This is a genomic window from Oceanobacillus damuensis (genome assembly GCF_001618145.1).
Taxonomy (GTDB): Bacteria; Bacillota; Bacilli; order Bacillales; family Amphibacillaceae; genus Oceanobacillus; species Oceanobacillus damuensis.
In genome coordinates this window covers 57,763-82,529 of the sequence record NZ_LQNF01000019.1, presented here as the reverse complement: position 1 = coordinate 82,529, position 24,767 = coordinate 57,763, and the positions used below count along the sequence as shown (strand labels likewise).

Below are 24,767 nucleotides of genomic sequence, written 5' to 3'. Positions count from 1 at the left end.
AGGGGACTTTTTTTATTCAATCCTCATTTTGCTTTGTTACAGGAATGCTTTCTTATCCTCCGAAATAAAGCTGCTATCTCCCAATCAGCAGGGTTAATAGCAGCTCGTCATGTTAATTATTTGGTTCCGAAAAGGCGGTCGCCGGCATCGCCCAGGCCAGGAACGATGTAACCATGGTCGTCCAGTTTTTCATCCATTGCAGCTAAGTAAATGTCTACGTCCGGATGTGCTTTTTTGATTACTTCAACGCCTTCTGGTGCCGCAATCAGGCACATGAGCCGAATATTTTTCGCTCCGCGTTTTTTCAGGGAGGCAATTGCATCATTTGCCGATCCGCCTGTCGCAAGCATTGGGTCGATCACAATCAGTTCACGTTCCTCGATGTCAGAAGGTAACTTGATATAGTACTCCACTGGTTTCAATGTCTCCGGGTCACGATATAGCCCAACATGTCCCACTTTTGCAGCGGGGATCAGTTTGCGCACACCGTCCACCATTCCAAGTCCGGCGCGTAAAATTGGAACGAGGCCAATTTTCTTCCCTGCCAGCTGTTTTGATTTGGATACCATTACTGGTGTTTCCACATCAACTTCTTGCAATGGCAGGTCCCTCGTAATTTCAAAGGCCATCAGCATTGCCACTTCGTCCACAAGTTCACGAAATTCTTTTGTCCCTGTATTTTTATCTCTTATGTACGTTAATTTATGTTGAATTAACGGATGATCGAATACGAATACGTTTCCCATTGTCAAATCACTCCTTCAGATTTGTCATATCTTTAAAATTGTACTGAAAAAAAGGCGAGTTTTCAAGTTTAGACAAAACTTGTTAGGAAAACGTAATAAGGATGCCCCCTATAAATGGGACATCCTCAGGTGTTTATGCATATAATGGAAATTTTTCAGTTAAAGCAATGACACGTTTTGCTGCTTCTTCCAATTTCGCTTCATCTTCATGGTTATGAAGTGTCAGGAAAATAATTGCTGCAATTTCCTTCATTTCTTGTTCACCGAAACCACGCGTGGTGACGGCTGCTGTACCGATTCGGATGCCGCTCGTCACGAAAGGACTTTCCGTATCAAATGGGATTGTATTTTTGTTTGTTGTAATGCCGATGTCATCCAAAGCCTTTTCCGCAACTTTTCCAGTCAGGTTCAGTGGCGTTACATCCAGCAATAGGAGGTGATTGTCTGTGCCGCCAGAAACAATGCGGACACCTTCTTTCGTTAGTGCCTCACCGAGAACTTTTGCATTGTGGACAATGTTTTTTGCGTACGTTTTAAAATCATCCGATAATGCCTCTTTAAATGACACTGCCTTTGCAGCGATCACATGCATTAATGGACCACCTTGGATTCCAGGGAAAATGGATTTGTCAATTTGCTTTGCATATTGTTCTTTGCAAAGAATCATTCCACCACGCGGCCCACGCAATGTTTTATGTGTCGTTGTTGTCACAAAGTCAGCATATGGCACTGGATTTGGGTGTTCACCAGTTGCAACAAGTCCGGCAATATGCGCCATGTCAACCATCAGATACGCATCCACGGCGTCAGCGATTTCGCGGAATTTGGCAAAATCGATGGTGCGGGAATACGCGCTTGCACCAGCAACAATCAATTTCGGTTGTACTTCTTTTGCCTTTGCAAGCACAGCTTCATAATCAAGCTGTTCTGTTTCTTTATCCACCCCATAGTCAACAAAGTTATAAAGTTTTCCACTGAAGTTGACAGGGCTGCCATGTGTTAGATGTCCACCATGGTTCAGGTTCATACCAAGTACTGTATCACCAGGCGCAAGCACGGAGAAATAGACCGCCATATTCGCCTGTGCACCGGAGTGTGGCTGCACATTGGCATGATCTGCACCGAATAGTTCCTTGGCGCGATCGCGGGCAAGGTTCTCTACGACATCGACATGTTCGCAACCACCATAATATCTTTTTGCCGGATATCCTTCTGCATATTTATTCGTTAAAATGGACCCCATTGCCTGCATAACTGCTTCTGACACAAAATTTTCCGATGCAATCAATTCGATTTTGTCCTGTTGACGCGTCTTTTCTGCCTGCATTGCATTGAATACTTCTAAATCTGCTTGTTGTACATGTTCCATTCGGAAATCCCCCTATGTATGAATGTTTGACAATAAGATATTTGATGGGACGATGTATGTCGGCCCAGAGTTCATTTAGTTACATGTGTCATTCAAACGTGTATCTTCATAATTTGCGCGACTCCCGCCAATCAGTTTTGGACGGGTACGTGCTGCAGCCAATCGGGCATTGCCTATATTCCGTTGTTTAAAACGAAGCGGAACCGCCACATGCTTCAGATGCATGCCTATCATTGTTTCACCGATATCCATCCCAGCATGTGCCCGGGATTGAATCGTTTCTACTACTACCGGATCTGTCATCTGCTTATATGCGTATGAAGCCATCGAACCACCTGCTTTAGGGACCGGTATGACGGATACCTCGTCAAGCATATATTCAGCAGCCGTTTCCCGTTCGACGACAAGTGCACGGTTTAAATGTTCACAGCATTGAAAGGCAAGCTGAACACCTGATTTTTCCTGTAATACTTTCATTTCATTAAAAATCACTGCAGCAATTTGTTCGCTGCCGGATGTCCCTATATGCTTGCCTGCAACTTCACTTGTCGAACAGCCTAGCACAAACAGTTCACCTTCCCGTAAATAGTCGCTCGACATCCATTGCTCTACAACCTGTTTCATATCGTGCTGTATAGTTTCATATGACATTATTTTTTCACCTGTCCTTGTATGATGTCAAGATTCTTTAGACCTACATTACATGAGAAGTGGGCATTTTTGCGAAATTCGGATATATATTCTAAATTTTAAATCGATTGATTTGTTTATTCAAGTTTTGTGCCTGTTCTTCCATTTTCTGTGCCAGCCTGTCCACCTGCTCCATCGTTGATACCTGCTCCTGGATGGCTGCATTTACCTCTTCTGTGCCAGCAGAAGTATGACTACTTCCCCCAGCTACTTCTTTATTTTTCTAATTAACAGATCGATGTTTTCGTCCAGCTCATCGAGTGATTCCTGGTAGGTTTCTAGATTTCCGCCAAACGGGTCGGAAATATCATAATTGATCAGGTCGGACTCAAGCCTTTGAATCACGGACAGATCTTCGCCCAAATGAAGTTCAAGCTGCTTGTGCAGTTCGGCAGCATCCAATTCTGACTGGTTTTCCCGAATGAAGGTCGAGCGTTTCACTTCATAATCTGCATAGGCTTTCCGTAATTCCTGCCACACTTTTTTATCTGATTCCGAAACAAATTCCTTAAGTGTATAATACTTTTCCTGATAATCCGGAAAATTGACAATCAGTGATTGCTTATGCTGTGTCGTCATTGTAAGCACAACATCAGCCCACTGCAGCAAGCCGGAAGTTACCGGCTGGGATTGATGTTCGATTTTTATTCCACGTTCTTGAAGTACCTGAATAGCTTTTTCATTTGCACGGAGATTTTTGCTTGCATATATTCCGGCTGATTGCACGTTGGCCTCAGGCATTTTTTTCTTTAATAAAGCCTCTGCCATCGGGCTTCTGCACGTGTTCCCTGTACAAACAAATAAAATATTCATGATGAAACCTCCGATTTTTAATTATGTGACAAATATACCATATTCATTGAAAGAAAAGAAAGAAATTTCCGGTCGAACCGGAAATCTCCTCACCCAAACAGGATATATAATCCAAACCCGCATAATATGCTTCCACCGAGCAATTCACTGTATGTTCCAAGATAGCCCTGTACCTTCCTCCCGATCAGCATGGCCGTACAAGTGAGAAAGCAGCTTACTGCGCCAAACATCATCAACACGAGAAATGTTTTAACACCGGAAATTCCAAGGCTCAATCCGACGGTAAAGCTGTCTATGCTCACACTGAAGGCAATCAGAAGCAGACCGGCACCTACCGGAGATACCCTGCTTTTGACCTCATGATTAAATGCGGAGAAAAACATCTGGGCACCTAGAACGAACAGCAGGGCACCACCGACAAGTGACGTTAAATTCCCAATTTGGGACGAGATTGCCGTCCCGATCAATATCCCGGCAAGCGGCATCGCAATATGAAAAATCCCTACCGTCATTCCGATAAGTGCAATCCTTTTTAGACGCAGCTTGAGCATTCCCAATCCGAGACTTACAGAAAAAGCATCCATCCCAAGTGCTATCGCCAAAAATAATATAGATATAAATTCACCAGAAAAAGACATCCATTATCCCCCTTGGACATGCTTATTAACTATATGCATGTGGATTGGGACATATGAATGCCATTTTAAAGTCGTTAAATATTGATGGAATCCTTAAACAATATACTCTGCAGCCTTTTTCAACCGGTTCATTACAGCCTGGCCGATTCCTTCTTCTGAAAAAGATTCACAGATAATCAGGTCGACGTCACCTTGCTTAAATTTTCTCAGGCCATCATAGAGATGGGTTGCGATTTCACCAATATTTTCACCAAGTGCGATAATTTCATCTGCCTGTATCTTTCCCGCAGTAGTATTGCTTGCCAGGACACCGATACGATTCCCGTTAGTCTTTTCCCTGTCTATAATGGCTTGTATGTTTTCCGCTCGTCCTGCAACAAGCCATAAGGGGACTTCAGGAGAATAATGCCTATATTTCATTCCGGGTGATTTTGGCTTTTCCTTTTTATTTGCAAGCCCCGGATCAAGCATAACTGTACCGACAACTTCTTCCAGCTGCTCCTTTGTGATTCCGCCTGGTCTTAAAATAATGGGAATTTCCTGGGTACAATCAATTACCGTCGATTCCAGTCCGACGCCTGTTGCTCCACCGTCCAGCAGCCCTGCGATTTTTCCTTGGAGATCCTCCCAAACATGATCGGCAGCCGTTGGACTCGGCTTACCGGAAAGATTGGCACTTGGCGCGGCAACAGGTACATCTGCTGCCTTCAATAAAGCCTGTGCAACCGGATGGTCTGGAATCCGGACGCCAATGCTGGATAATCCGGCAGTGACATTGGCTGAGCATGTTCCATTGCTTGGCAATACAAGCGTCAATGGACCTGGTGAAAATGCCTGCAGTAATTTTTCTGCATAGGCCGGTAAGTTATCCACAAGCCGCCTCAGCTGATCGATAGTTGCAACATGGGCAATCAGCGGATTGTCCTGGGGGCGCCCCTTCGCCTGAAAAATCTTAGCAACCGCAGCACCATCTGTTGCATCCGCCCCAAGCCCATAAACTGTCTCGGTAGGAAACGCAACAGTCTCCCCCCGCTTTATTAGTTGTGCCGCTTCATAGATTGCCTGATTATTATAGGTTTCATCATTTTGTATGTTCCAGCGTTTCGTATCTGTCATTATTGCTACCTCATTTCTATCCTATATTTTAGAGGATAGAAACGATTTACGCAAAATGTGGATAACCATCATTTTTCCGTCCTGTTCATTCACAGAAAGATGAAGGTTATCCACATTTTGTTGATTTTATTAACATCTTATCCCGATTTATACACAGCTTATTGTGTATAATGTTAGTAACTTTTATGAAACGTTGTATGCCCACCAGCTCCCCTTTGTTACCGGATATTTATCCTCAAACATTTTTTCCTTTTGTGGGTGGAATTGCAATGCCTCAAGCAAAATATCCACAACCGGCTGGTGACTGTGCACATAGACACTTTTTGCTTTGCGCTGTTTGGCCAAGGTTAAAATTGCTTCCAGCAGAAATGGAAGCCTGCCTGCCTCAGACTGGGTAATATAAAGCTGCTTCAGCCAAAAATTATCATTCTCCACCTGATCCAGTATAAAGCACCCTTCAATTTCCCCTTTAATTTCCACTACATAGCCATTATGATAGACACTCTGCTTATCCACATTCCTATTTTTCCTGAAAAACCCTTCAAGCTGAACGTAGGACGCTTCTTTCGCAACCATTATTTTCATTGGATTCACCTCTATTAGTGACTTTGATAGAAATATGATGCACCTTTTCTTTTATCCTATGCATTTAGGAGAGAAACTATGACCATCCGAACCATTCAAAAAGGAAAAATTTTACTTCTGTTTCTTCGCCTTCTTCTGGGGTTTCCATCTCATCCTCGACAGTATCGGCTTCCGCTACCGAGGTACCGTTAAAAAAATCAAGGAAACATAATGGCGGAAACAGGACACACCACCAGTTTGCACCTTTGCCCTCCCCAATGGTAATCAAGATTGCCTCATATTCACCTGCCGGGTATAAAAAAGAACCATAAAGCTTTGTAGGAAATGTCACGTTTTTGCCGTATTCCACATTGTATTCATTATCCCTGCCAGCTTTCTCAATCGTTTCCTCTACAATCACTTCCAGTTCATCTATTCGGGACTCTATCAATTTCCTGGCTTCCTCGATATCCGTTATATGCTGCACCCATTCGGTGACCTGTTCATTGACATTGTCACGGACCATACGCTTCAATTCCTGATCGGCTTCATCATCACTATTTGCCAATATTCTCAGACGAATTGCTTCGTCAGGAATAACCTGATAATCTGCCTCGGTTGACAGTTGCTTCCCCACTCCATTTGTCGGCATCGCTAAAAATAAGATAAAAAATACAAGTACAATAAATAATAGCTTTCTCATTAAAAATTCCCCTTTCCAACTGTTTAATTGCCAGTATGGACAGGAGAATTTATTTTTAAACTAGTATTCTAGCAATTTATCATTTTTCTTGGCAGTTAGGAAAGTATAAACTTGCCAGCCTGCATAAGTGCAACTGAGGTTGGTACTGAAATGCTTAGTGATAGCCAAGTTTTCTTATAGTCCAGTTGGGCATGATTGAGCGGGCGGATTGTGTGATCCGGCCGGCCCGCCGCATAGCTAATGCTTGAATCGGAGCTTCTCATTTCCATGACGAAAGATTTTCATTGCTTCGGAAAAGCCAATTTATCACATCCAACCGGCGGGAAGTTTGCTGCAATACGTTAAATTTTCACTGACACGATGCGATTCTTTTTATGGATATCCTTAATCGTTTTAACGTTGCTATCCGGAAAGGTTTGATGGATGATTGCGTGCAGTGCTTCACTTTGCTTATGCCCAATTTCAAATGCGAGCAGTGCCTTTGGCTGTAGGGCTGCTGGTGCCTGGTCAACTATTTTCTCATAAGCAGCCAAACCATTGTTCTCGGCAAATAGCGCAAGCTCCGGATCGAAATCTTTCACCGTATCTGATATGGACAGAGCTTCTGATTTGGCAATGTAAGGTGGATTGGATACGATGATATGCGCCCTGATTTTTTCATCGATTACCGGCTGCAGAAAATCCCCCTTTAGAAATGTAACATCTGCATGTAATTGCGCGGCATTTTGTCTGGCAACTGCAAGCGCATCATCGGAAATGTCTGTTGCATACACCTGTGAATAAGGCAATTCCAGTGCAAGTGTAATAGCGATGATCCCGCTGCCCGTCCCAATATCCACGATTGTCAATTGTTCGGCTTCGATATCCTTAGCAGACTCGATCACATGCAGGACAAGCTCCTCGGTTTCTGGTCTTGGGATCAGCACATGCTTATTCACGGTAAAATCCCTGCCATAAAATGTTTCATACCCCATTAGATGCTGGACAGGAACACCTGTCAGCACGTGTGCTTCAATATCCTTTTTGAATCGGTCGGCAACATCCGTCGGGACCTGATCCTGCATAAGCATGAAAAATTGCGATCGCGAAACGCCGAGGTGATGCTGCAGAAGGATTTCCGCAACCCTCGATTCGCGATCATGTTTTTCTAAAAAAAGAGAAGCCCAGCGAAGGACTTCGAATTGTTTTTGTTCGGCCATCTTATTCACCAATCTGTTCGAGTTTTTTAGCCTGCTCTTCCATAATTAATGCATCCACAAATTCATCCAATTTTCCTTGCATGATTTGATCAAGCTTTTGAATGGTCAAGCCAATGCGGTGATCCGTTACACGGTTTTGCGGGTAGTTGTACGTACGGATACGCTCTGATCGATCCCCTGTGCCTACCGCTGATTTTCTGTTCTCATCATATTCGGCCTGCGCTTCTTGCTGAAACTTATCATACACACGGGCACGTAAGACCTTCATTGCTTTTTCCTTATTTTTGATCTGGGATTTTTCATCCTGAATGGACACAACCGTTCCTGTCGGTTCGTGTGTTAGACGGACTGCAGACATTGTCGTGTTTACACTTTGCCCGCCAGGTCCACTGGAGGCGAATGTATCCACCCGAATATCTTTTTCATGGATGTCAACTTCCACCTCTTCTGCTTCAGGCAATACGGCAACCGTTGCAGTAGACGTATGAATCCGGCCGCCCGACTCTGTTTCCGGTACACGTTGCACACGATGCGCCCCATTTTCATATTTCAGTTTGGAATACACATCACTTCCGTTGATCATAAAGATGATTTCCTTATAGCCACCGACACCTGTTGAGCTTGCTTCCATCACTTCAATTTTCCAGCCCTGTTGCTCTGCATACCTGGAGTACATACGATAAAGGTCACCGGCAAATAGAGCAGCCTCATCTCCACCAGCTGCACCGCGTATTTCCATAATGACATTCTTATCATCGTTAGGATCTTTCGGAAGCAGGAGGATCCTCATTCGTTCTTCCAATTCCTTTTTGGATTCGGTAAGCTCCTCGATTTCAAGCTTCACCATTTCCTGCATTTCTGAATCCAATTTATCGTTCAGCATTTCCTTTGCATCTTTTAACTGGCCAGTTACATCTTTATATTCACGATAAGCCTGAACCACGTCCTCCAAGCCGGACTGTTCCTTCGAGTATTCACGCAATTTTTTTGTATCACTGATAATTTCAGGGTCACTCAGCATCTCATTCAATTTATTGTAACGATCTTCCAATGTTTGTAAACGATCTAACATCACGTACACCTCTTTCTGATTAACAGTCTAATTATAGTATATAGGGGGTGCGGTGGTCAATGCGTGGTTCGGGAGCTGGGTGCGTGTTTGAGTGCTGGTCTGCAGGGTGCGGGCGTGTGGAGCGGGGGCGGTCCGTAAGATGGGCGTGGTGCTTACAGGAGCATAATATGCACGAGGACTGCGGGCGGCAAAGCGAGCGCGGAACAAGGACGCGGGTCCGTGCACAGCTATTGCGCAGTTTATCGGCGGTTTTGTTAATTTTATCGGCGATTCCCGCTTATTTATCGGCGCTATTTCAGTTTTAACGGCGAATTCGGGTTTTTATCGGCGAATCGGTAAATCCTGCCTTTTTTATTGCCAATTTGGATCAGATTTTCACTTTGTAAGATTCTTTTTGCAGCATATGGTGACTCCACCAATAAAAATTCCCGTGCCTGCTTATTTGTAATCGTATTTCCAATTAACAACTGATAATCCTCGAGTGCAGCGCGGTGGGCGCATCGGGAAAAAGCTCCGCATTTGGTGCAGGTCCATTTATACTTAGACCTTATCATCGGTATGAACTGGCATTCCGGGCAGAAAACACCTTTTATTAATTCCGAATGGTCGAGCCTATATTTTTGGAGAAGGTTACTCTTAGTGGGTGTATGCTGTTCTAATAATTTTTGTGCCACTTCACGAAGGATGGCGATGGAAGTTTGGTGGTTGTATGGCTTTTTTTCCAATTCCAGTATTTTGAAATGGATTTGATTGTTAAGGATTACTTGTTCGGGGATCCGGGTCCCAGGATGTGCAGATTTAACAATTGTACTGGGAAAGGCGATGACGATGAAGGATTCGATTTCCATTTCGGGGAAGCTGTGTTTCCTTAACCATTTTCGGAGGCGGAATGTTTGGGTTTTCACTTGGGGAATTGGGTTTGGAAAACCTTCTTCCTCCTCGTTACTGCGTTTGCGGATAACCTGGCCGTTGTCATCGAATATGACTGTTCCTTGCCAATTTTTCACTTCAAGTATCAAATAAAATTTCGAAGCAAGCACCAATGTATCAATTTGAAAATAGCCATTCTCATCCTTAAGCCTAATATTGTGAAGGATAAGATACTTCTCCGAATCAAGAAAACCAAGTGGGTAGTCCAGTTCTTTTTCGCCAGCTACTTCGGATTTTTTCTTTTTAAGATCACGTACTACCATTTCTTTTTTTGGGTGGTGGGTCGGGACTCGGCTTTCTAATGCCTTAAGACGCATTACCTCTATTTGCTTATCGTATAGCTTAAAAAACATCTTATCATATCACACTCCTTTTGTTTCATTATTATTTCTATCACGCATGACAATTTCCCTTCTTTTTTGCCAATTTTTTTAGAAAACTTGGTTGTCACTAAGCCTTTCGGTTACAGCCTTAGTTGCACTTATGCAGATACAAAAGTATCTGCCAAAAAGAAGCACCCCCTGTTGGATGCTTCTTTTTATTTTACGGTATTAATTAAATTATTGATCACATTGCTGGCTGGTTTATTCGGCACCTCATGATGATGGCGGCATCTTGGTTCATAGGATTCGGATGCACCGACAAGGATAATTGGATCATCATAGGATGCTGGTTCTCCGTTGATCAAGCGCTGTGTACGGCTTGCGGGGGAGCCGCATACCGGGCAGATTGCGTTCAGTTTAGTTACAGATTCACTGAGTGCCATTAGTTTTGGCATTGGTCCGAATGGTTCTCCGCGAAAATCGGTATCCAGTCCTGCAGCAATGACACGGATGCCTCTGTTTGCGAGTTCTTCTGCGATTTCAACTACATCTTCATCGAAAAATTGAACTTCATCTATTCCGACAATGTCTACATTGTTATCGATATGTTCAAGAATTTCTACGGATTTATTAATTGGTCGGGCAATCGTGGACGAGCCGTTGTGGGAGACGACGGCTGTATCATCATAGCGGTCATCGATGGCCGGCTTGAAGACGCGAACCGACAAATTGGCATAGGTTGCCCTGCGCACGCGGCGAATGAGTTCTTCTGATTTTCCGGAAAACATGCTGCCGCATATCACTTCCACCCAGCCGCTTTGTTTCATTACATACATGTTGTAAACCCCTCTCGTCGCGGATAATTAATCATTATGTATAGTGATTAGTTTACCACTAATTTCGACATAATTAACATGTTTTATCATTATATTAGAAAGCTTTACTGTCACCAAGCATTGCGTCCACAGCCTTAGCTGTACTTATGCAGTTCGGTTGGTTTATGCTCCTGCCGGCTTAGAAAACTCGGCATTCGTGATCAGCTGCATTTATGTTTTAAAAAAACATGGATCTTTACTGCAAAGTAAAAAAACAGGCAAAATATAGACATTTTGCCTGTCCTTTTTAAGTTGATCAAACGTTTGATCAAGAGAGCGAAGTCGCCCAGCTGCGCGGTCATAAGCAGTAGACACTCCGAGTGGGAAAACCACGCACTCTACGGTCGCCTGCTTATGCATCCGCTCCTAACCGGTCGACTCCACTTTCTTACATAGTCCAGCTTCGGCTCCTAGAAGCTGCGGTCATAAGCAATTCACACTACAACGCCAAAACCTTAGCGTTTCCGGTGCCTTGCTTATGCCGCCGCTTCTGGTCAGTCGCCTCAGCCTTCTTATTTCATATTATATTTTTTCTTGAATCGGTCTACACGGCCGCCGACTTTGTCTGCTTTTTGTTTACCTGTGTAGAATGGGTGTGAATCAGAGCTGATCTCAACTTTGATCAATGGGTATGTGTTACCATCTTCCCATTCGATTGTTTCGTTGGATCCTCTAGTTGATCCGCTCAAGAATTTGTAATCTGAACTAGTATCAAGAAAAACTACTTTTCTGTACTCCGGATGAATATCCTTTTTCATGTTCTTCCACTCCTTTTTGCCCTGAGTCCTGAGAAACAGAGTTATTGTAAGAGCCGTCATAGGTGATGATCACCTTATCTAAACTCACATAGAAAGATTATAACAGTCTGGTGTTGCGAATGCAATAGGGGGCAAACTTATTTTCCCAAAAGTTAAGGGTAATGGTTTGTTTTTGCTCGTCCCTATTTGGACATGCCTTTGCGCTTCATTTCCTCATCCATTGCCTGCAAAAATTCTTCGTTGCTCTTTGAAGCCTTCAAACGTTTCAGGAAACGTTCGAGGAAGTCGTGGGAATCCTGCATCGTTTTGCGGATGGCCCACATTTTGTCCAAATGTCCCTTGTCAACAAGCAATTCTTCTTTTCGAGTTCCAGAACGTAAAATGTCGATTGCAGGGAAAATTCTTCGTTCCGCCAGGCTGCGGGCCAAATGCAGTTCCATATTCCCTGTACCCTTGAATTCCTCGTAAATAACGTCATCCATTCGTGATCCTGTTTCAATCAATGCTGTTGCCAAAATCGTGAAGCTTCCGCCTTCTTCAATGTTTCTTGCTGCCCCGAAGAAGCGTTTCGGACGATGGAATGCAGCTGGGTCAATACCACCGGAGAGCGTACGTCCACTTGGTGGGATGACCAGGTTATATGCACGGGCCAGGCGTGTAATACTGTCCATCAGCACGATCACGTCACGCTTATGTTCAACAAGGCGCATCGCGCGTTCGAGTACAAGCTCGGACACTTTAATATGGCTTTCCGGCACCTCATCAAAAGTCGAGCTGACTACATCAACATCAGGTGCAACAGAACGCTCGATATCCGTTACTTCTTCCGGACGCTCATCAACAAGCAGGATGATCAGCTTTGCCTCCGGATGGTTTTTTGAAATGCTGTTTGCAATTTCTTTAATCAGCATTGTTTTACCAGCTTTTGGTGGCGCAACGATAAGTCCACGCTGGCCAAAACCGACCGGTGTCATCAGATCCATAATTCTGGTTGAAAGCTTGTTTGCTTCTGTTTCCAGTTTAATTGCACGGTCTGGATATAGAGCCGTCAATCCAGGAAAATGCACACGTTCCTTGGAGGAATCGGGGTCCTCATCGTTAACTGCATCGACATGCAATAAACCGTAATAGCGTTCATTTTCTTTAGGTGGACGTACTTTACCGGATACTTTATCCCCATTTCTTAAATCGAAACGGCGGATTTGGGAAGCGGAAATGTATATATCTTCAGCACTTGGTGAATAGTTGATCGGTCTCAGAAAACCGAAGCCCTCCGAGGGAATGATTTCCAGCACTCCATTCATAAACAGGAAGCCATCCTTTTCTGCCTGTGCTTTTAAAATTGCAAAGATTAGTTCTTTTTTAGTCAGTTTAGAATAATAGGATACTTTATATTCTTTTGCCAACGCATAGATTTCTTTTAATGTCATTGTCTCTAAGTTCGAGATTGTTAATGTCTCCACTCAATCACCACGCCTATTCCTTATAATCTTTTGTCAGGTAGGTTTAATTTATTGCGGAAAAAATTGCTGTGTGGCTATTTATTACCGCCTAATTAACCAGATTTAATAAGTATAAAATTTTAAAAAATTGCTGTATATTGATTTGATAATGCCACTTCTTATGGAAGGGTGTCCTCGAAGAAATGCAGAGTTTAACAGAAGCTATAGATAGAAGTCTTAAGATCCTCTTTGCCGTCATTTGTATGGTTTTTCCCGTGTACAAACAGATTAGCCAAGATATGCCTTTATTAAACATATATTATATTACTCTTTTAGAAGGTATTATTCAATATCATTTTTATAATTAGCGAATATTATTGCTGTATCCATGTTACATTAAACTTTTTCATAGTATAATATAATGCTAGAAAAGGAAGCCAAGTTATATTTGGCTTCCTTTATTCATTTAGCTTAAGACTTTATAACAAGGTTCGGTTTTTTCTTCAGGCTGTGTTCTCCGTCAACAAATCTGACAGTCCCACTTTTTGCACGCATGACAAGTGACTGTGTAGTCGCTTTGGAGCCTTTGAATTGGACCCCTTTTAAAAGCTCCCCATCGGTCACTCCTGTAGCGGCGAAAATTGCATCATCACCACTGCAGAAATCATCCATATAAAACACTTTATTCAAGTCAGTGATGCCCATTTTTTCACAACGCTCTGTTTCCTCTTCATTGGATGGCAATAGCTTCCCCTGAAGTTCACCACCGAGACACTTAAGTGCCGCTGCTGCAATAACCCCTTCAGGAGCGCCACCGGAGCCTAGTAAAATGTCAACACCGGTATTTTCGAATGCTGTATTGATAGCAGCTGCCACGTCTCCCGCAGGAATCAATTTGATTCTCGCTCCTGAATTGCGGATCTCTGCGATTAATTTAGCATGACGAGGCCGATCAAGTACTGTAGCAACAACATCTTCTATATTTTTGTTTTTTGCTTTCGCAACTGCTCTCAGATTATCGATGACAGGGGCATTAATATCTATCATACCGACTGCTTCCGGGCCGACCGCAATTTTGTCCATATACATGTCGGGTGCATGAAGCAGCGTACCTTTGTCGGCAATCGCTATAACGGTCAATGCATTCCATGTCCCCTGTGCAACAATTTCAGTTCCTTCGAGCGGATCTACTGCTACGTCAACTCCCGGACCATCACCAGTTCCCAGTTCTTCACCGATATACAGCATTGGGGCTTCATCCATTTCGCCCTCACCAATTACAACTGTACCCTTCATCGGGATAGTGTCAAAGACGGAGCGCATTGCAGTCGTTGCTGCATCATCCGCTTCGTCTTTGACACCTCTTCCCATCCATCGGGCTGATTCCAATGCCGCTGCCTCTGTTACACGTACCAATTCCATTGATAAACTTCTTTCCATGTTTTCCATCTCCTTTTAAAAAATATACTCATCCCAAAAGAATATATTTATAAGAGCTGGTCATGGTTATAAAAGTCATTTCCCCAAACGGTCGAATCGCTTCGTCAGGAGTTTTGGAACTGTATGATTTCCTGTTCGGTCATTTCTTCGCGCCAGATATTGGCTCCGAGGTTTGTCAGTTTCTCTGTAATCTTTTCATAACCCCGGTCAATATGCTCAAGGCCGGTAACTTCCGTAATCCCGTTGGCAATCAGTCCGGCAATGACCAGTGCTGCACCAGCGCGGAGGTCGGAAGCTTTCACTCTTGCTCCTTCCAATTGCGTTGGTCCAGAAACAATCACAGAACCGCCTTCCACCTTGATTACTGCATTCATTCTTCGTAATTCATCGATATGCTTCAAACGAGCGGAATAGATTGTATCCGTAATGACGCCTGTACCGGTTGCCTTCGTTAGCAAGGAAGTGAATGGCTGCTGAAGGTCTGTCGCAAACCCTGGATAAACCAGTGTCTTTACATCAACGCTTTTTAAAGGACCTTTTCTGGCGATGTAAAGCTGTTCATCACTTTCCTCCACAGTGACATTCATTTCCCGTAATTTCGCGATAAGTGACTCCAGATGCTGGGAAATAACATTATCAATAATAACTTCTTTCCCTTGGGCTGCTGCTGCAATGGCATATGTTCCAGCCTCGATACGATCGGGAATGATTGTATGCTTGCAGCCGTGCAATGCCGAAACACCCTCGATACGGATCACATCTGTCCCGACACCTTTAATCTTTGCTCCCATATTGGTGAGCAATGTGGCAACATCGATTATTTCCGGCTCTTTCGCCGCATTCTCAATTACCGTTTTACCCTTTGCCTTAACAGCCGCAAGCATGATATTGATCGTTGCACCGACACTGACAACATCCAAATAAATTCTGGCACCTCTCAGCTCTTTTGCACGCAGGTATATGGCGCCTTGTTCATTTGTAACTTCAGCTCCAAGTGCTTCAAATCCTTTAATATGCTGATCGATAGGACGCGGACCGAGATAGCAGCCCCCCGGGAGTCCAATAACAGCCTTGTTGAACTTACCAAGCATTGCTCCCATAAAATAATAGGAAGCGCGCAGCTTTTTCACCTTTCCATTTGGCAATGGCATTGCTACCATGTTTTCAGGATTGATGGTCATATCCCGGCCCTTTAAGGAGACACTGCCACCTATTTCCTCCAGCAGATCACCTAGTGTCTGAACATCTGAAATTTCCGGTAGTCCTTCAATGGTAACTTCTGAATCCGCCAGTATAGATGCCGGAAGCAATGCTACAGCACTGTTCTTTGCTCCGCTGATACGAACCTCGCCATTCAGTTCATGGCCACCTTCAACTAACAATTTCTGCATTTGAATACCTCGTTCCTGAGAGGTTGTCCAAAAAATAATTGAACACACAGTGTTTCCTGTTGTATTTTTTGGCCCTGATAATACCAAAACCTCTTTAATAATCAAGTAATTTCGCTGTTATTATTACTTTCCTATTTTACCAATTTCATGCAATTATTATTGATTGTTCCAGTCTGCCAGGAATTTTTCAATACCTTGGTCTGTCAATGGGTGTTTTACAAGAGAGGACAACACCTTATAAGGAATGGTTGCAATATGTGCTCCATTCACAGCTGCATCCGTTACATGTAATGGATGGCGGATTGATGCTGCAATAATTTCTGTGCTGACGTTGTGACGGTCGAAAATTTCAGCAATGGTTGCGATCAACGTCATTCCATCCTGTCCGATATCATCCAGACGTCCAAGGAATGGAGAGACATATGTCGCGCCGGCACGTGCAGCAAGCAATGCCTGATTAGCGTTGAAAATCAAGGTAACATTTGTTTTGATATTCAGGTCGCTGAAGGCTTTAACTGCTTTCAGCCCTTCCAATGTCATCGGTACCTTTACTGTGATGTTTGGGGCGATTGCAGCCAGTTCCTTACCTTCTTCAATCATGCCTTGTGCATCTTCAGCGATAACTTCTGCACTTACGGAGCCTTCTGTTACTTCCGCAGTAATCTCGCGAAGACGGTCATGAAAAGATACTCCTTCTTTCACTACAAGACTTGGGTTTGTCGTAACTCCTGCCAATACGCCCAGTTCATTTGCCTGACGGATTTCCTCTATGTTTGCTGTATCGATAAAAAATTTCATTAAATGTACACCTTCACTTTCCATGTCTTTTTCTCTGGCGAAAAGCTGAACCAGCAGGAACAGCTTTTCTGTTGTAATATTTCCTCTTTATTTATTGCGCTTGTTGGGATGAACCGAATTCGCGCATTTTACCTTTTACAGTTTCTTTGATCGCTTCTGTACCAGGTCCTAAGTATTTACGTGGATCATAAAGCTTTGGTTTTGCGTCCAGTGTTTCACGAACTGCTTTTGTTTGTGCAAGTTGGTTTTCTGTGTTTACATTGATTTTAGCAGTTCCTAGTGAAATTGCTTTTTGAATGTCTTTTGTCGGGATTCCCGTACCACCATGAAGCACAAGAGGAACTTGGACAAGATTCAGGATTTCTTCCATTTCTGCAAATCCCAGGTTTGGTTCTCCATCATATTCGCCATGAACAGACCCTAATGCCGGTGCAAGACAGTCAATGCCAGCTTCTGTAACGAGCTGTTTACATTCATCTTTATCTGCATACATTACGCCACCGATTACTCCGTCTTCTTCTCCACCTACTGTTCCAACTTCGGCTTCAACAGATACACCATGAATATGTGCAAGTTCTACAACCTTTTTCGTCAATGCAACATTTTCTTCTATCGGTGAATGTGAAGCATCAATCATTACAGAAGTGAATCCTGCATGAATAGCTTGTGCACATTTTTCAAAACTTGAACCATGATCTAGATGGATTGCAACCGGCACTGTTGTACCATAGGATTCCATCAATGATTTTACCATTGCAACGACAACGTTAAAACCACCCATATATTTGCCTGCACCTTCAGAAACACCTAGAATAACTGGTGACTTTTCTTCTTCGGCAGCTTGCAGGATCGCCTGAATATATTCGAGGTTGTTGATGTTGAACTGTCCTACTGCATATCCATTTCCTTTACCTTTTTCAAGCATTTCTTTCATAGACACTAATGGCATTAAAAATCCTCCTTCTTGCTTTTCTATAAACAAGTATTTATGCTGATTTTACTTACAGTATAAGAATACCAACTACAACTGATTGGCGCAACAAGTAAGGAATGCCCAAACAAGCTGCTTACAGGAGAATTTCTTCAACATGTGCACAAAAATCCTTTATATTAAAAGGCTTTGCGATTATTCTCCTTACCATTTTTATTTTTTCAATTTCTTGTTTAATATTTTCGGCCATACCACTCATTAATATGACTGAGATATCTCTTTCTTCTTTTTCCAATATTTCCAATATCTCTTTGCCGTCAACGATCGGCAGTTTATAATCCAGAATGATTAAATCGTATGATTCCTTATTAATTTTATCTAACGCTTCCTTGCCTGTACTTGCTAAGGAAACATGATAGCCTTCGCTGGTCAAAATATCTGTCAAAAGCAAACGGATTCCAGGCTGATCATCTACAACTAATATCTCCTTTGGCATAAGTTCTAATTTCCCCCCTTATTCAATTCTATAAATCTTTACATAATCCTTCTTTATTTTAAAAAAGTGCCTGTCACTCCCCGAATTTTGTCGAAATATCTGGGTATTTTGCGTTGCTCGGAAATGCCGTCAATTCAACGTTTGCAAGCAAAAAACCACTCTGTGATTTTAGTCAGAGTGGTTTTAAATTAAAATTAGTTCATTTCGCTTTTCTGCTCGATAGATGCACCGATAAAGCCTTTAAATAAGCTTTGTGCTCTTGTTGGACGTGATGTGAATTCTGGATGAAATTGGCAGGCTACAAACCAAGGATGATTTTCAATCTCGATTGTTTCAACCAATCTGCCGTCAGGGCTTGTACCTGAGAAGATAAAACCTTGCTCAGCCATTTGTTCACGGTAATCATTGTTAAATTCATAACGGTGACGATGGCGTTCTTCAATTGTATCTGCCCCGTTGTAAGCTGCTTTCGTTTTTGTTCCATCCTTTAATTTGCAAGGGTATGATCCAAGTCTCAATGTACCGCCAAGATCTTCAATATCTTTTTGTTCAGGCAGCAAATCAATGATTGGATGTGGTGTTTTCGGATCAATTTCTGCTGAATGCGCACCATCCAATCCTACCACATTACGGGCAAATTCTACAGATGCAAGCTGCATGCCAAGGCAAATTCCGAAGAAAGGAATATTATTTTCGCGTGCATAACGGATGGCTTCAATTTTACCTTCAATACCACGATCACCAAATCCGCCTGGAACGAGGATTCCATCCACCTGTGAAAGTTCTGCTTCAATGGCTGTTTTATCCAGAGATTCGGAATTGATCCAATGGATATTGATATCTGCATCGAAATCATATCCGGCATGTTTCAATGATTCCACAACAGATAAATATGCATCCGGCAATTCTACGTATTTACCTACTAAACCGATGTCGACTGTTTTGGAAAGATTTCTCACCTTGGAGACGAGTTTTTTCCATTCTTTCATGTCCGCTTCTCCGCAATCCAAACCAAAATGATCACAGGTCAATTGGTCAAGCTTTTGCTCCTGAAGGGCGATTGGCACTTGATACAATGTGTCTGCATCACGCATTTCAATAACCGCTTTTTCGTTGATATCACAGAACAATGCAATTTTCTCTTTTGACTCTTTACTGATGGGGAGTTCTGTTCGCAACACAATTACATCCGGCTGAATGCCCAATGAACGCAGCTCTTTTACACTGTGCTGGGTAGGTTTTGTTTTCATTTCGCCTGCTACTTTAATATACGGTACAAGTGTACAATGCACATACAGCACACTATCGCGGCCTACATCGCTCTTGATCTGACGAATTGCTTCCAGGAATGGCAATGATTCAATATCACCAACTGTACCACCGATCTCCGTAATAACGACATCTGCCCCTGTCGCTTCACCTGCACGAAAAACCTGATCCTTAATCTCATTTGTGATATGCGGAATAACCTGTACGGTACCGCCAAGATAGTCTCCGCGTCGCTCTTTTCTGATCACACTGGAATAAACTTTTCCTGTTGTGATATTGCTGAACTTATTTAAATTGATGTCGATAAAACGTTCATAATGGCCTAAGTCCAGATCTGTTTCTGCCCCATCAGTCGTAACAAAAACTTCTCCATGCTGATACGGACTCATCGTGCCTGGATCCACGTTGATATATGGGTCAAATTTCTGGATTGTAACTTTTAAGCCTCGATTTTTTAATAAACGACCAAGTGAAGCAGCTGTAATCCCCTTACCTAAAGAAGACACTACTCCACCGGTGACAAAGATATATTTAGTCACTATTCTTCCTTCTTTCTATCCAATTTCTTAAATGATGTTCAATCAGCCGATAAAAAGGACAAAATCGATATTTCCAGCTGTATATACAGTCTGCACCAGCCCGTCACTCAAAGATATACTTCCTTAAAATGTATGAGCTGAGAGAATATGCCAGTTATATGATCGTGCTGCGCAAAGTTTATCGATGGAGCTATTAACCGCAGCTCCAGGACGTTGCACTTAGCCCACTGTCCTTTTTATCCTCCTGTTAAACCCGCATTTATCTTATTATGCTTAATTTGAAAAAAATAAGAAAAGCGTTTCCCCAGTATTGCCCGGGGAAACGCTTTGTTTTTAAATTCAAAGAGCCCAATAAAAATTGTACTCATACTCCATTAAAAAGTCAAGCAACCCTTTTAATTCTTTTCCTCATCCAAATCTTCATCGACATCTTCATCCAGATCTTCTTCAATGTCGTCATCAAAGTCATCATCGAAACCGTCATCTTCCAGATCATCGTCAAGATCATCAAAGTCATCGACCACATCAGCAATATCATCATCAACGATATCAAGTGCTTCGACATCTTCCACAACTGCTTTTTTCTTCTTTTTGACTTTCTTCTTTTTCGGTACTTCTGTAATCTCTTCTTCAGCTTGTTCCACAGGATACCAGCGTTTGAGACCCCACATGCCGGAACCTAGTGTCAGAAACCGTCCGTCCACATTCATATCTGTATAAAACTGGGAAATATTGTCTTCCTTCTGTTTTTTGGAAAAACCTTTAATCTCTGCGATTTTATCAAATAGTTCTCTGTAATTGATTGCTTTCTTTTCTTCAAATAAAATTTTACTTGCGACTTCAATCATCGACATATCCTGTATTTCTTCGTGGCTAAAATTTTCCAAGCTCACGGTCATGCACTCCCTTTACTAAAATATTGAAGGCTTTTCTAAGGCCAATTTATAATCATCCATTTTCACGTACTTAAAATACATAATTAACTATACCATTTTATTTAGAATAAACATATATTACATTATAATCAATGATATATGCAAGACACCAGAATAAAAACATTGTTCAAGAAGTCCGGAAAAGATGATACGCCGTATTTTGAAAGGGAATGCTTGGATTTTGCGGCTTGAAAAAGAATGCACTTTTCTCGTTTGCTCTCGCTAAAACAATCAGGGAACTTTTACATTAAACGGCAGACCCCGTGGACAACGCAGCAGTGACCACAGTCTTAGGAATCCGGTAAGGGGACTGCGCCGCCTCGAACTGTTATCCTCCTTTTTGCACAATCAATAAAAGCATGAAAAAGTTGAGAATGCATTCATTCATCAATCTTCCATGCTTTTTTATTGCTTCGTGGCCGCATCCGTTTTCCGATCAGCAGCTCCAGCGGGTACGGTGTTCAGCTTTCCCGATTACATATTTCTTCGGTACTGACCTCCAACTTCATAAAGGGCCGTTGTAATCTGACCGAGACTTGCCACCTTAACGGTTTCCAGAAGCTCTGCGAAAATGTTTCCACCGGTTGCCGCAACATGCTTCAACCGTTTCAGCGCTTCCTCGGTTTTATCTTTATGCAAATTCTGGAACTTCCGCAATTCCGTTATCTGATGTTCTTTTTCTTCCTTTGATGCACGTGCCAGTTCCATCGAATCTATTTTTTCATCAGAAGGCGGGTTTGGGTTTAAGTACGTATTGACACCGACAATCGGTAGCTCTCCTGAATGCTTTTTCCCTTCATAGTAGAGGGATTCTTCCTGAATTTTCCCCCGCTGGTATTGCCGCTCCATCGCACCGAGCACCCCACCGCGGTCATTCATTTTCTCAAATTCCTGTAAGACTGCTTCCTCCACCAGATCTGTAAGTTCATCGACAATGAACGATCCTTGCAGGGAATTTTCGTTTTTGGTGAGCCCAAATTCTTTGTTAATGATCATTTGGATGGCCATTGCGCGCCGGACCGATTCCTCCGTCGGCGTCGTAATTGCTTCATCGTATGCATTGGTATGCAGGGAGTTCGTGTTATCCTGTATGGCCAATAATGCCTGCAATGTTGTACGGATATCATTGAAATCGATTTCCTGTGCATGCAGGGAACGGCCGGATGTCTGTACATGGTATTTCAGCTTCTGGCTGCGTTCGTTCGCACCGTATTTATCCCGCATTGTAATTGCCCAAATCCGTCTTGCCACCCGGCCAATAACCGTATATTCCGGATCAAGTCCATTGGAAAAGAAGAAGGAAAGGTTCTGTGCAAATTTGTTTACGTCCATCCCCCTGCTCAAATAGTACTCGACATACGTAAATCCGTTAGCCAATGTGAAGGCAAGCTGTGTGATCGGATTCGCCCCCGCTTCGGCAATATGATAGCCCGAGATGGAAACGGAATAATAATTACGGACATTTTTCTCAATAAAGTATTCCTGAATATCGCCCATCATGCGCAACGCGAATTCCGTTGAGAAGATACACGTATTTTGCCCCTGATCCTCTTTTAAAATATCTGCCTGTACGGTTCCGCGAATGACAGCTATTGTTTTGTCCTTCAAATCGTTATATTCCTCTTCGTTTGGCTCGCGGCTGTTTTCGGCCTTGAATTTCTCGACCTGCTGATCAATTGCCGTGTTGAAATACATCGCCAAAATAATTGGTGCCGGTCCATTGATTGTCATGGAAACCGATGTAAGCGGATCCGTCAGATCAAAGCCTGCATACAGTTTTTTCATATCCTCCAATGTACAGATGTTCACACCACTTTCACCGACTTTCCCGTAGATATCCGGCCGTTCAGCAGGATCCTCACCATACAGTGTTACCGAGTCAAATGCCGTTGAAAGCCTTTTGGCCTCATCATTTTTAGACAGATAGTGAAAACGGCGATTCGTCCGCTCTGGCGTTCCTTCTCCAGCAAATTGTCTTGTCGGATCCTCGCCTTTTCTCTTAAATGGAAAAACACCTGCTGTAAATGGAAATGCTCCAGGCACATTTTCCTTCATCAGCCATGCCAGTTGCTCGCCCCAATCCCGATATTTCGGGAAGGCCACTTTTGGAATTTTTAGGCCTGCCAATGATTCTGTCGTAATATCCATTTCGATTTCCTTATCCCTGACTGTAAACGTAATCGTGTCCCCGCTATAGCTTTCTTTGAGTGATTCCCAGGAATGAAGGAGTTTTTTGGCTACTGGTTCGAGCTGATCCTGGTATTGATCAATCGTTTGATCAATACTTTGAACTACCTCAGCATCCTCAAGAACTTCCTTTGTCCCTTCAAGCTGGTATAGCTTTGTTGCGATAGTGCTCTGTTTCTCGACACGCTGATGATAGCTGCGAATATGGCCGGCAATTTCCCTGAGATAATGTCTGCGGTCATTTGTAATGATGCTGTTCTGTTTTTCTGAAATAATATTGCGGTCAAAGGTTATTTCTTCATTCCAGCTGTATTTCTCGTTCAATGTGTCGATCAGCGATGCAAACAATGCATTTGTCCCTGCATCATTAAACTGACTTGCAATTGTTCCGAACACAGGAAATTTACTTTTGTCCTCATGAAAGAGCATATGGCTTCTCTCATATTGTTTCCGCACCTGATTCAATGCGTCCTCTGAACCTTTTTGTTCAAATTTATTTATGACGATGAAGTCTGCGTAGTCAATCATATCGATTTTTTCCAGCTGTGTCGGTGCACCGAATTCCGCTGTCATGATATACATGGAAAGGTCCGTGATTTCCGTGATTGCCGCATCCCCCTGACCAATCCCGCTTGTTTCGACAATAATGAAATCATATCCGGAGGCACGCACGACATCGATCACTTCCTGAATCGCTTTCGACAGCTCCGACCGTGAGTCCCTTGTTGCCATAGACCGCATGTATACCCGGTCTGAGAAAATCGCATTCATGCGAATACGGTCACCAAGCAGGGCGCCACCTGTTTTCTTTTTCGTCGGGTCAATCGAAATGATCGCTATTTTCCTCTCTGAAATTTCATTCATAAAACGACGGATCAGCTCATCTGTCAGAGAGCTTTTCCCGGCCCCGCCTGTCCCTGTGATGCCGAGCACAGGAATATCTTTATTGCCGCTGTCACGAAGAGCTTTTATCACCTTTTGCTTATCATCCGGATTGGTTTGATCACTTTCAACAAAAGTTATAAACTTCGCGATTGCTGTCCGGTCGCCTTGGCTGAGCTTTTCCAGGTCTTTTTCCAGATTGATCGGAGGGATATAATCACATTGCTCAAGCATCCGGTTAATCATTCCTTGCAGACCGTATTTCCGACCGTCCTCCGGTGAAAAAATCCATGCTACCCCATAGTCATGAAGTTCCTTGATTTCACGAGGAATAATTGTTCCGCCCCCGCCGCCGAATACTTTGATGTGCCCTGCACCTAATTCCTTCAGCAGATCGACCATGTATTTAAAATATTCCACATGGCCGCCTTGATAGGATGACATCGCGATACCCTGGACGTCTTCCTGAATTGCCGCGTGGACAACTTCCTCCACAGATCTGTTGTGTCCCAAATGAATGACCTCTGCACCACTTGCCTGCAGGATTCTTCGCATTATGTTGATGGATGCATCATGTCCATCAAACAAACTGGATGCCGTCACAAACCGGACCGGATTTTTCGGTGAATAGATTTCAACCTGTTCCATCACTTATCCTCCT

Annotated in this window: 22 protein-coding genes; all 22 read right to left on the bottom strand. The window is 43.1% G+C overall.

All coding sequences use genetic code 11. The features are described from left to right. Positions 1 to 116: 116 nt before the first annotated feature. Complete coding sequence (upp, locus tag A4245_RS12795; protein WP_067728515.1) at positions 117 to 746, bottom strand: uracil phosphoribosyltransferase; 630 nt, start codon at positions 744 to 746, stop codon at positions 117 to 119. A 133-nt stretch (positions 747 to 879) separates the two neighbouring features. Next, complete coding sequence (locus A4245_RS12790) at positions 880 to 2,115, bottom strand: serine hydroxymethyltransferase (RefSeq protein ID WP_067728514.1); 1,236 nt, start codon at positions 2,113 to 2,115, stop codon at positions 880 to 882. A gap of 75 nt (positions 2,116 to 2,190) precedes the next feature. After that, complete coding sequence (locus tag A4245_RS12785) at positions 2,191 to 2,766, bottom strand: TIGR01440 family protein (RefSeq protein ID WP_067728512.1); 576 nt, start codon at positions 2,764 to 2,766, stop codon at positions 2,191 to 2,193. A 246-nt stretch (positions 2,767 to 3,012) separates the two neighbouring features. Next, positions 3,013 to 3,618 carry a low molecular weight protein arginine phosphatase gene (locus A4245_RS12780; protein WP_067728510.1) on the bottom strand — a complete coding sequence of 202 codons (606 nt, stop codon included), beginning with the start codon at positions 3,616 to 3,618 and terminating at the stop codon, positions 3,013 to 3,015. A gap of 89 nt (positions 3,619 to 3,707) precedes the next feature. Next, the gene (locus tag A4245_RS12775) at positions 3,708 to 4,256 is read right to left on the bottom strand and encodes a manganese efflux pump MntP (protein ID WP_067728508.1); all 549 of its coding nucleotides are present in this window, start codon (positions 4,254 to 4,256) and stop codon (positions 3,708 to 3,710) included. 93 nt (positions 4,257 to 4,349) lie between these two features. Then, complete coding sequence (locus tag A4245_RS12770; RefSeq protein ID WP_067728506.1) at positions 4,350 to 5,372, bottom strand: L-threonylcarbamoyladenylate synthase; 1,023 nt, start codon at positions 5,370 to 5,372, stop codon at positions 4,350 to 4,352. Positions 5,373 to 5,555: 183 nt separating this feature from the next. Next, complete coding sequence (locus A4245_RS12765) at positions 5,556 to 5,957, bottom strand: GNAT family N-acetyltransferase (protein WP_067728504.1); 402 nt, start codon at positions 5,955 to 5,957, stop codon at positions 5,556 to 5,558. A gap of 76 nt (positions 5,958 to 6,033) precedes the next feature. Then, positions 6,034 to 6,639 carry a stage II sporulation protein R gene (gene spoIIR / locus A4245_RS12760; RefSeq protein ID WP_067728502.1) on the bottom strand — a complete coding sequence of 202 codons (606 nt, stop codon included), beginning with the start codon at positions 6,637 to 6,639 and terminating at the stop codon, positions 6,034 to 6,036. A 341-nt stretch (positions 6,640 to 6,980) separates the two neighbouring features. Further along, on the bottom strand, positions 6,981 to 7,838 hold the full coding sequence (gene prmC / locus A4245_RS12755) for a peptide chain release factor N(5)-glutamine methyltransferase (protein WP_067728499.1): 858 nt from the start codon (positions 7,836 to 7,838) through the stop codon (positions 6,981 to 6,983). Between the two features lies 1 nt (position 7,839). Continuing rightward, positions 7,840 to 8,910, bottom strand: a complete 1,071-nt coding sequence (gene prfA / locus A4245_RS12750; RefSeq protein WP_067728497.1) for a peptide chain release factor 1 — start codon at positions 8,908 to 8,910, stop codon at positions 7,840 to 7,842. A 290-nt stretch (positions 8,911 to 9,200) separates the two neighbouring features. Further along, positions 9,201 to 10,193, bottom strand: coding sequence for a nuclease-related domain-containing protein (locus A4245_RS12745; protein ID WP_067728495.1), 993 nt, complete (start codon positions 10,191 to 10,193; stop codon positions 9,201 to 9,203). A 185-nt stretch (positions 10,194 to 10,378) separates the two neighbouring features. Further along, a complete protein-coding gene (locus A4245_RS12740) occupies positions 10,379 to 10,999 on the bottom strand; it encodes a thymidine kinase (RefSeq protein WP_067728493.1) in 621 nt (206 codons plus the stop codon). A gap of 551 nt (positions 11,000 to 11,550) precedes the next feature. Beyond that, on the bottom strand, positions 11,551 to 11,796 hold the full coding sequence (locus tag A4245_RS12735) for a type B 50S ribosomal protein L31 (protein ID WP_010648391.1): 246 nt from the start codon (positions 11,794 to 11,796) through the stop codon (positions 11,551 to 11,553). Between the two features lie 182 nt (positions 11,797 to 11,978). After that, positions 11,979 to 13,259, bottom strand: coding sequence for a transcription termination factor Rho (gene rho, locus A4245_RS12730; protein ID WP_067728491.1), 1,281 nt, complete (start codon positions 13,257 to 13,259; stop codon positions 11,979 to 11,981). Positions 13,260 to 13,709: 450 nt separating this feature from the next. Next, positions 13,710 to 14,678, bottom strand: coding sequence for a class II fructose-bisphosphatase (gene glpX / locus A4245_RS12725; RefSeq protein WP_067728489.1), 969 nt, complete (start codon positions 14,676 to 14,678; stop codon positions 13,710 to 13,712). A gap of 104 nt (positions 14,679 to 14,782) precedes the next feature. After that, positions 14,783 to 16,069: a UDP-N-acetylglucosamine 1-carboxyvinyltransferase gene (locus A4245_RS12720; protein ID WP_067728487.1), complete on the bottom strand. Its 1,287-nt coding sequence runs from the start codon at positions 16,067 to 16,069 to the stop codon at positions 14,783 to 14,785. Between the two features lie 156 nt (positions 16,070 to 16,225). Further along, positions 16,226 to 16,867, bottom strand: a complete 642-nt coding sequence (gene fsa, locus A4245_RS12715; protein ID WP_067728518.1) for a fructose-6-phosphate aldolase — start codon at positions 16,865 to 16,867, stop codon at positions 16,226 to 16,228. Positions 16,868 to 16,958: 91 nt separating this feature from the next. Next, positions 16,959 to 17,816, bottom strand: a complete 858-nt coding sequence (gene fba / locus A4245_RS12710; RefSeq protein ID WP_067728486.1) for a class II fructose-1,6-bisphosphate aldolase — start codon at positions 17,814 to 17,816, stop codon at positions 16,959 to 16,961. Between the two features lie 118 nt (positions 17,817 to 17,934). Continuing rightward, positions 17,935 to 18,294: a response regulator gene (locus A4245_RS12705; RefSeq protein ID WP_067728484.1), complete on the bottom strand. Its 360-nt coding sequence runs from the start codon at positions 18,292 to 18,294 to the stop codon at positions 17,935 to 17,937. 194 nt (positions 18,295 to 18,488) lie between these two features. Beyond that, positions 18,489 to 20,102, bottom strand: coding sequence for a CTP synthase (locus tag A4245_RS12700; protein WP_067728482.1), 1,614 nt, complete (start codon positions 20,100 to 20,102; stop codon positions 18,489 to 18,491). Positions 20,103 to 20,497: 395 nt separating this feature from the next. Beyond that, positions 20,498 to 20,995 carry a DNA-directed RNA polymerase subunit delta gene (rpoE, locus tag A4245_RS12695; protein ID WP_067728480.1) on the bottom strand — a complete coding sequence of 166 codons (498 nt, stop codon included), beginning with the start codon at positions 20,993 to 20,995 and terminating at the stop codon, positions 20,498 to 20,500. A 516-nt stretch (positions 20,996 to 21,511) separates the two neighbouring features. Continuing rightward, a complete protein-coding gene (gene icmF, locus A4245_RS12690) occupies positions 21,512 to 24,754 on the bottom strand; it encodes a fused isobutyryl-CoA mutase/GTPase IcmF (RefSeq protein ID WP_067728478.1) in 3,243 nt (1,080 codons plus the stop codon). Positions 24,755 to 24,767: the final 13 nt, after the last annotated feature.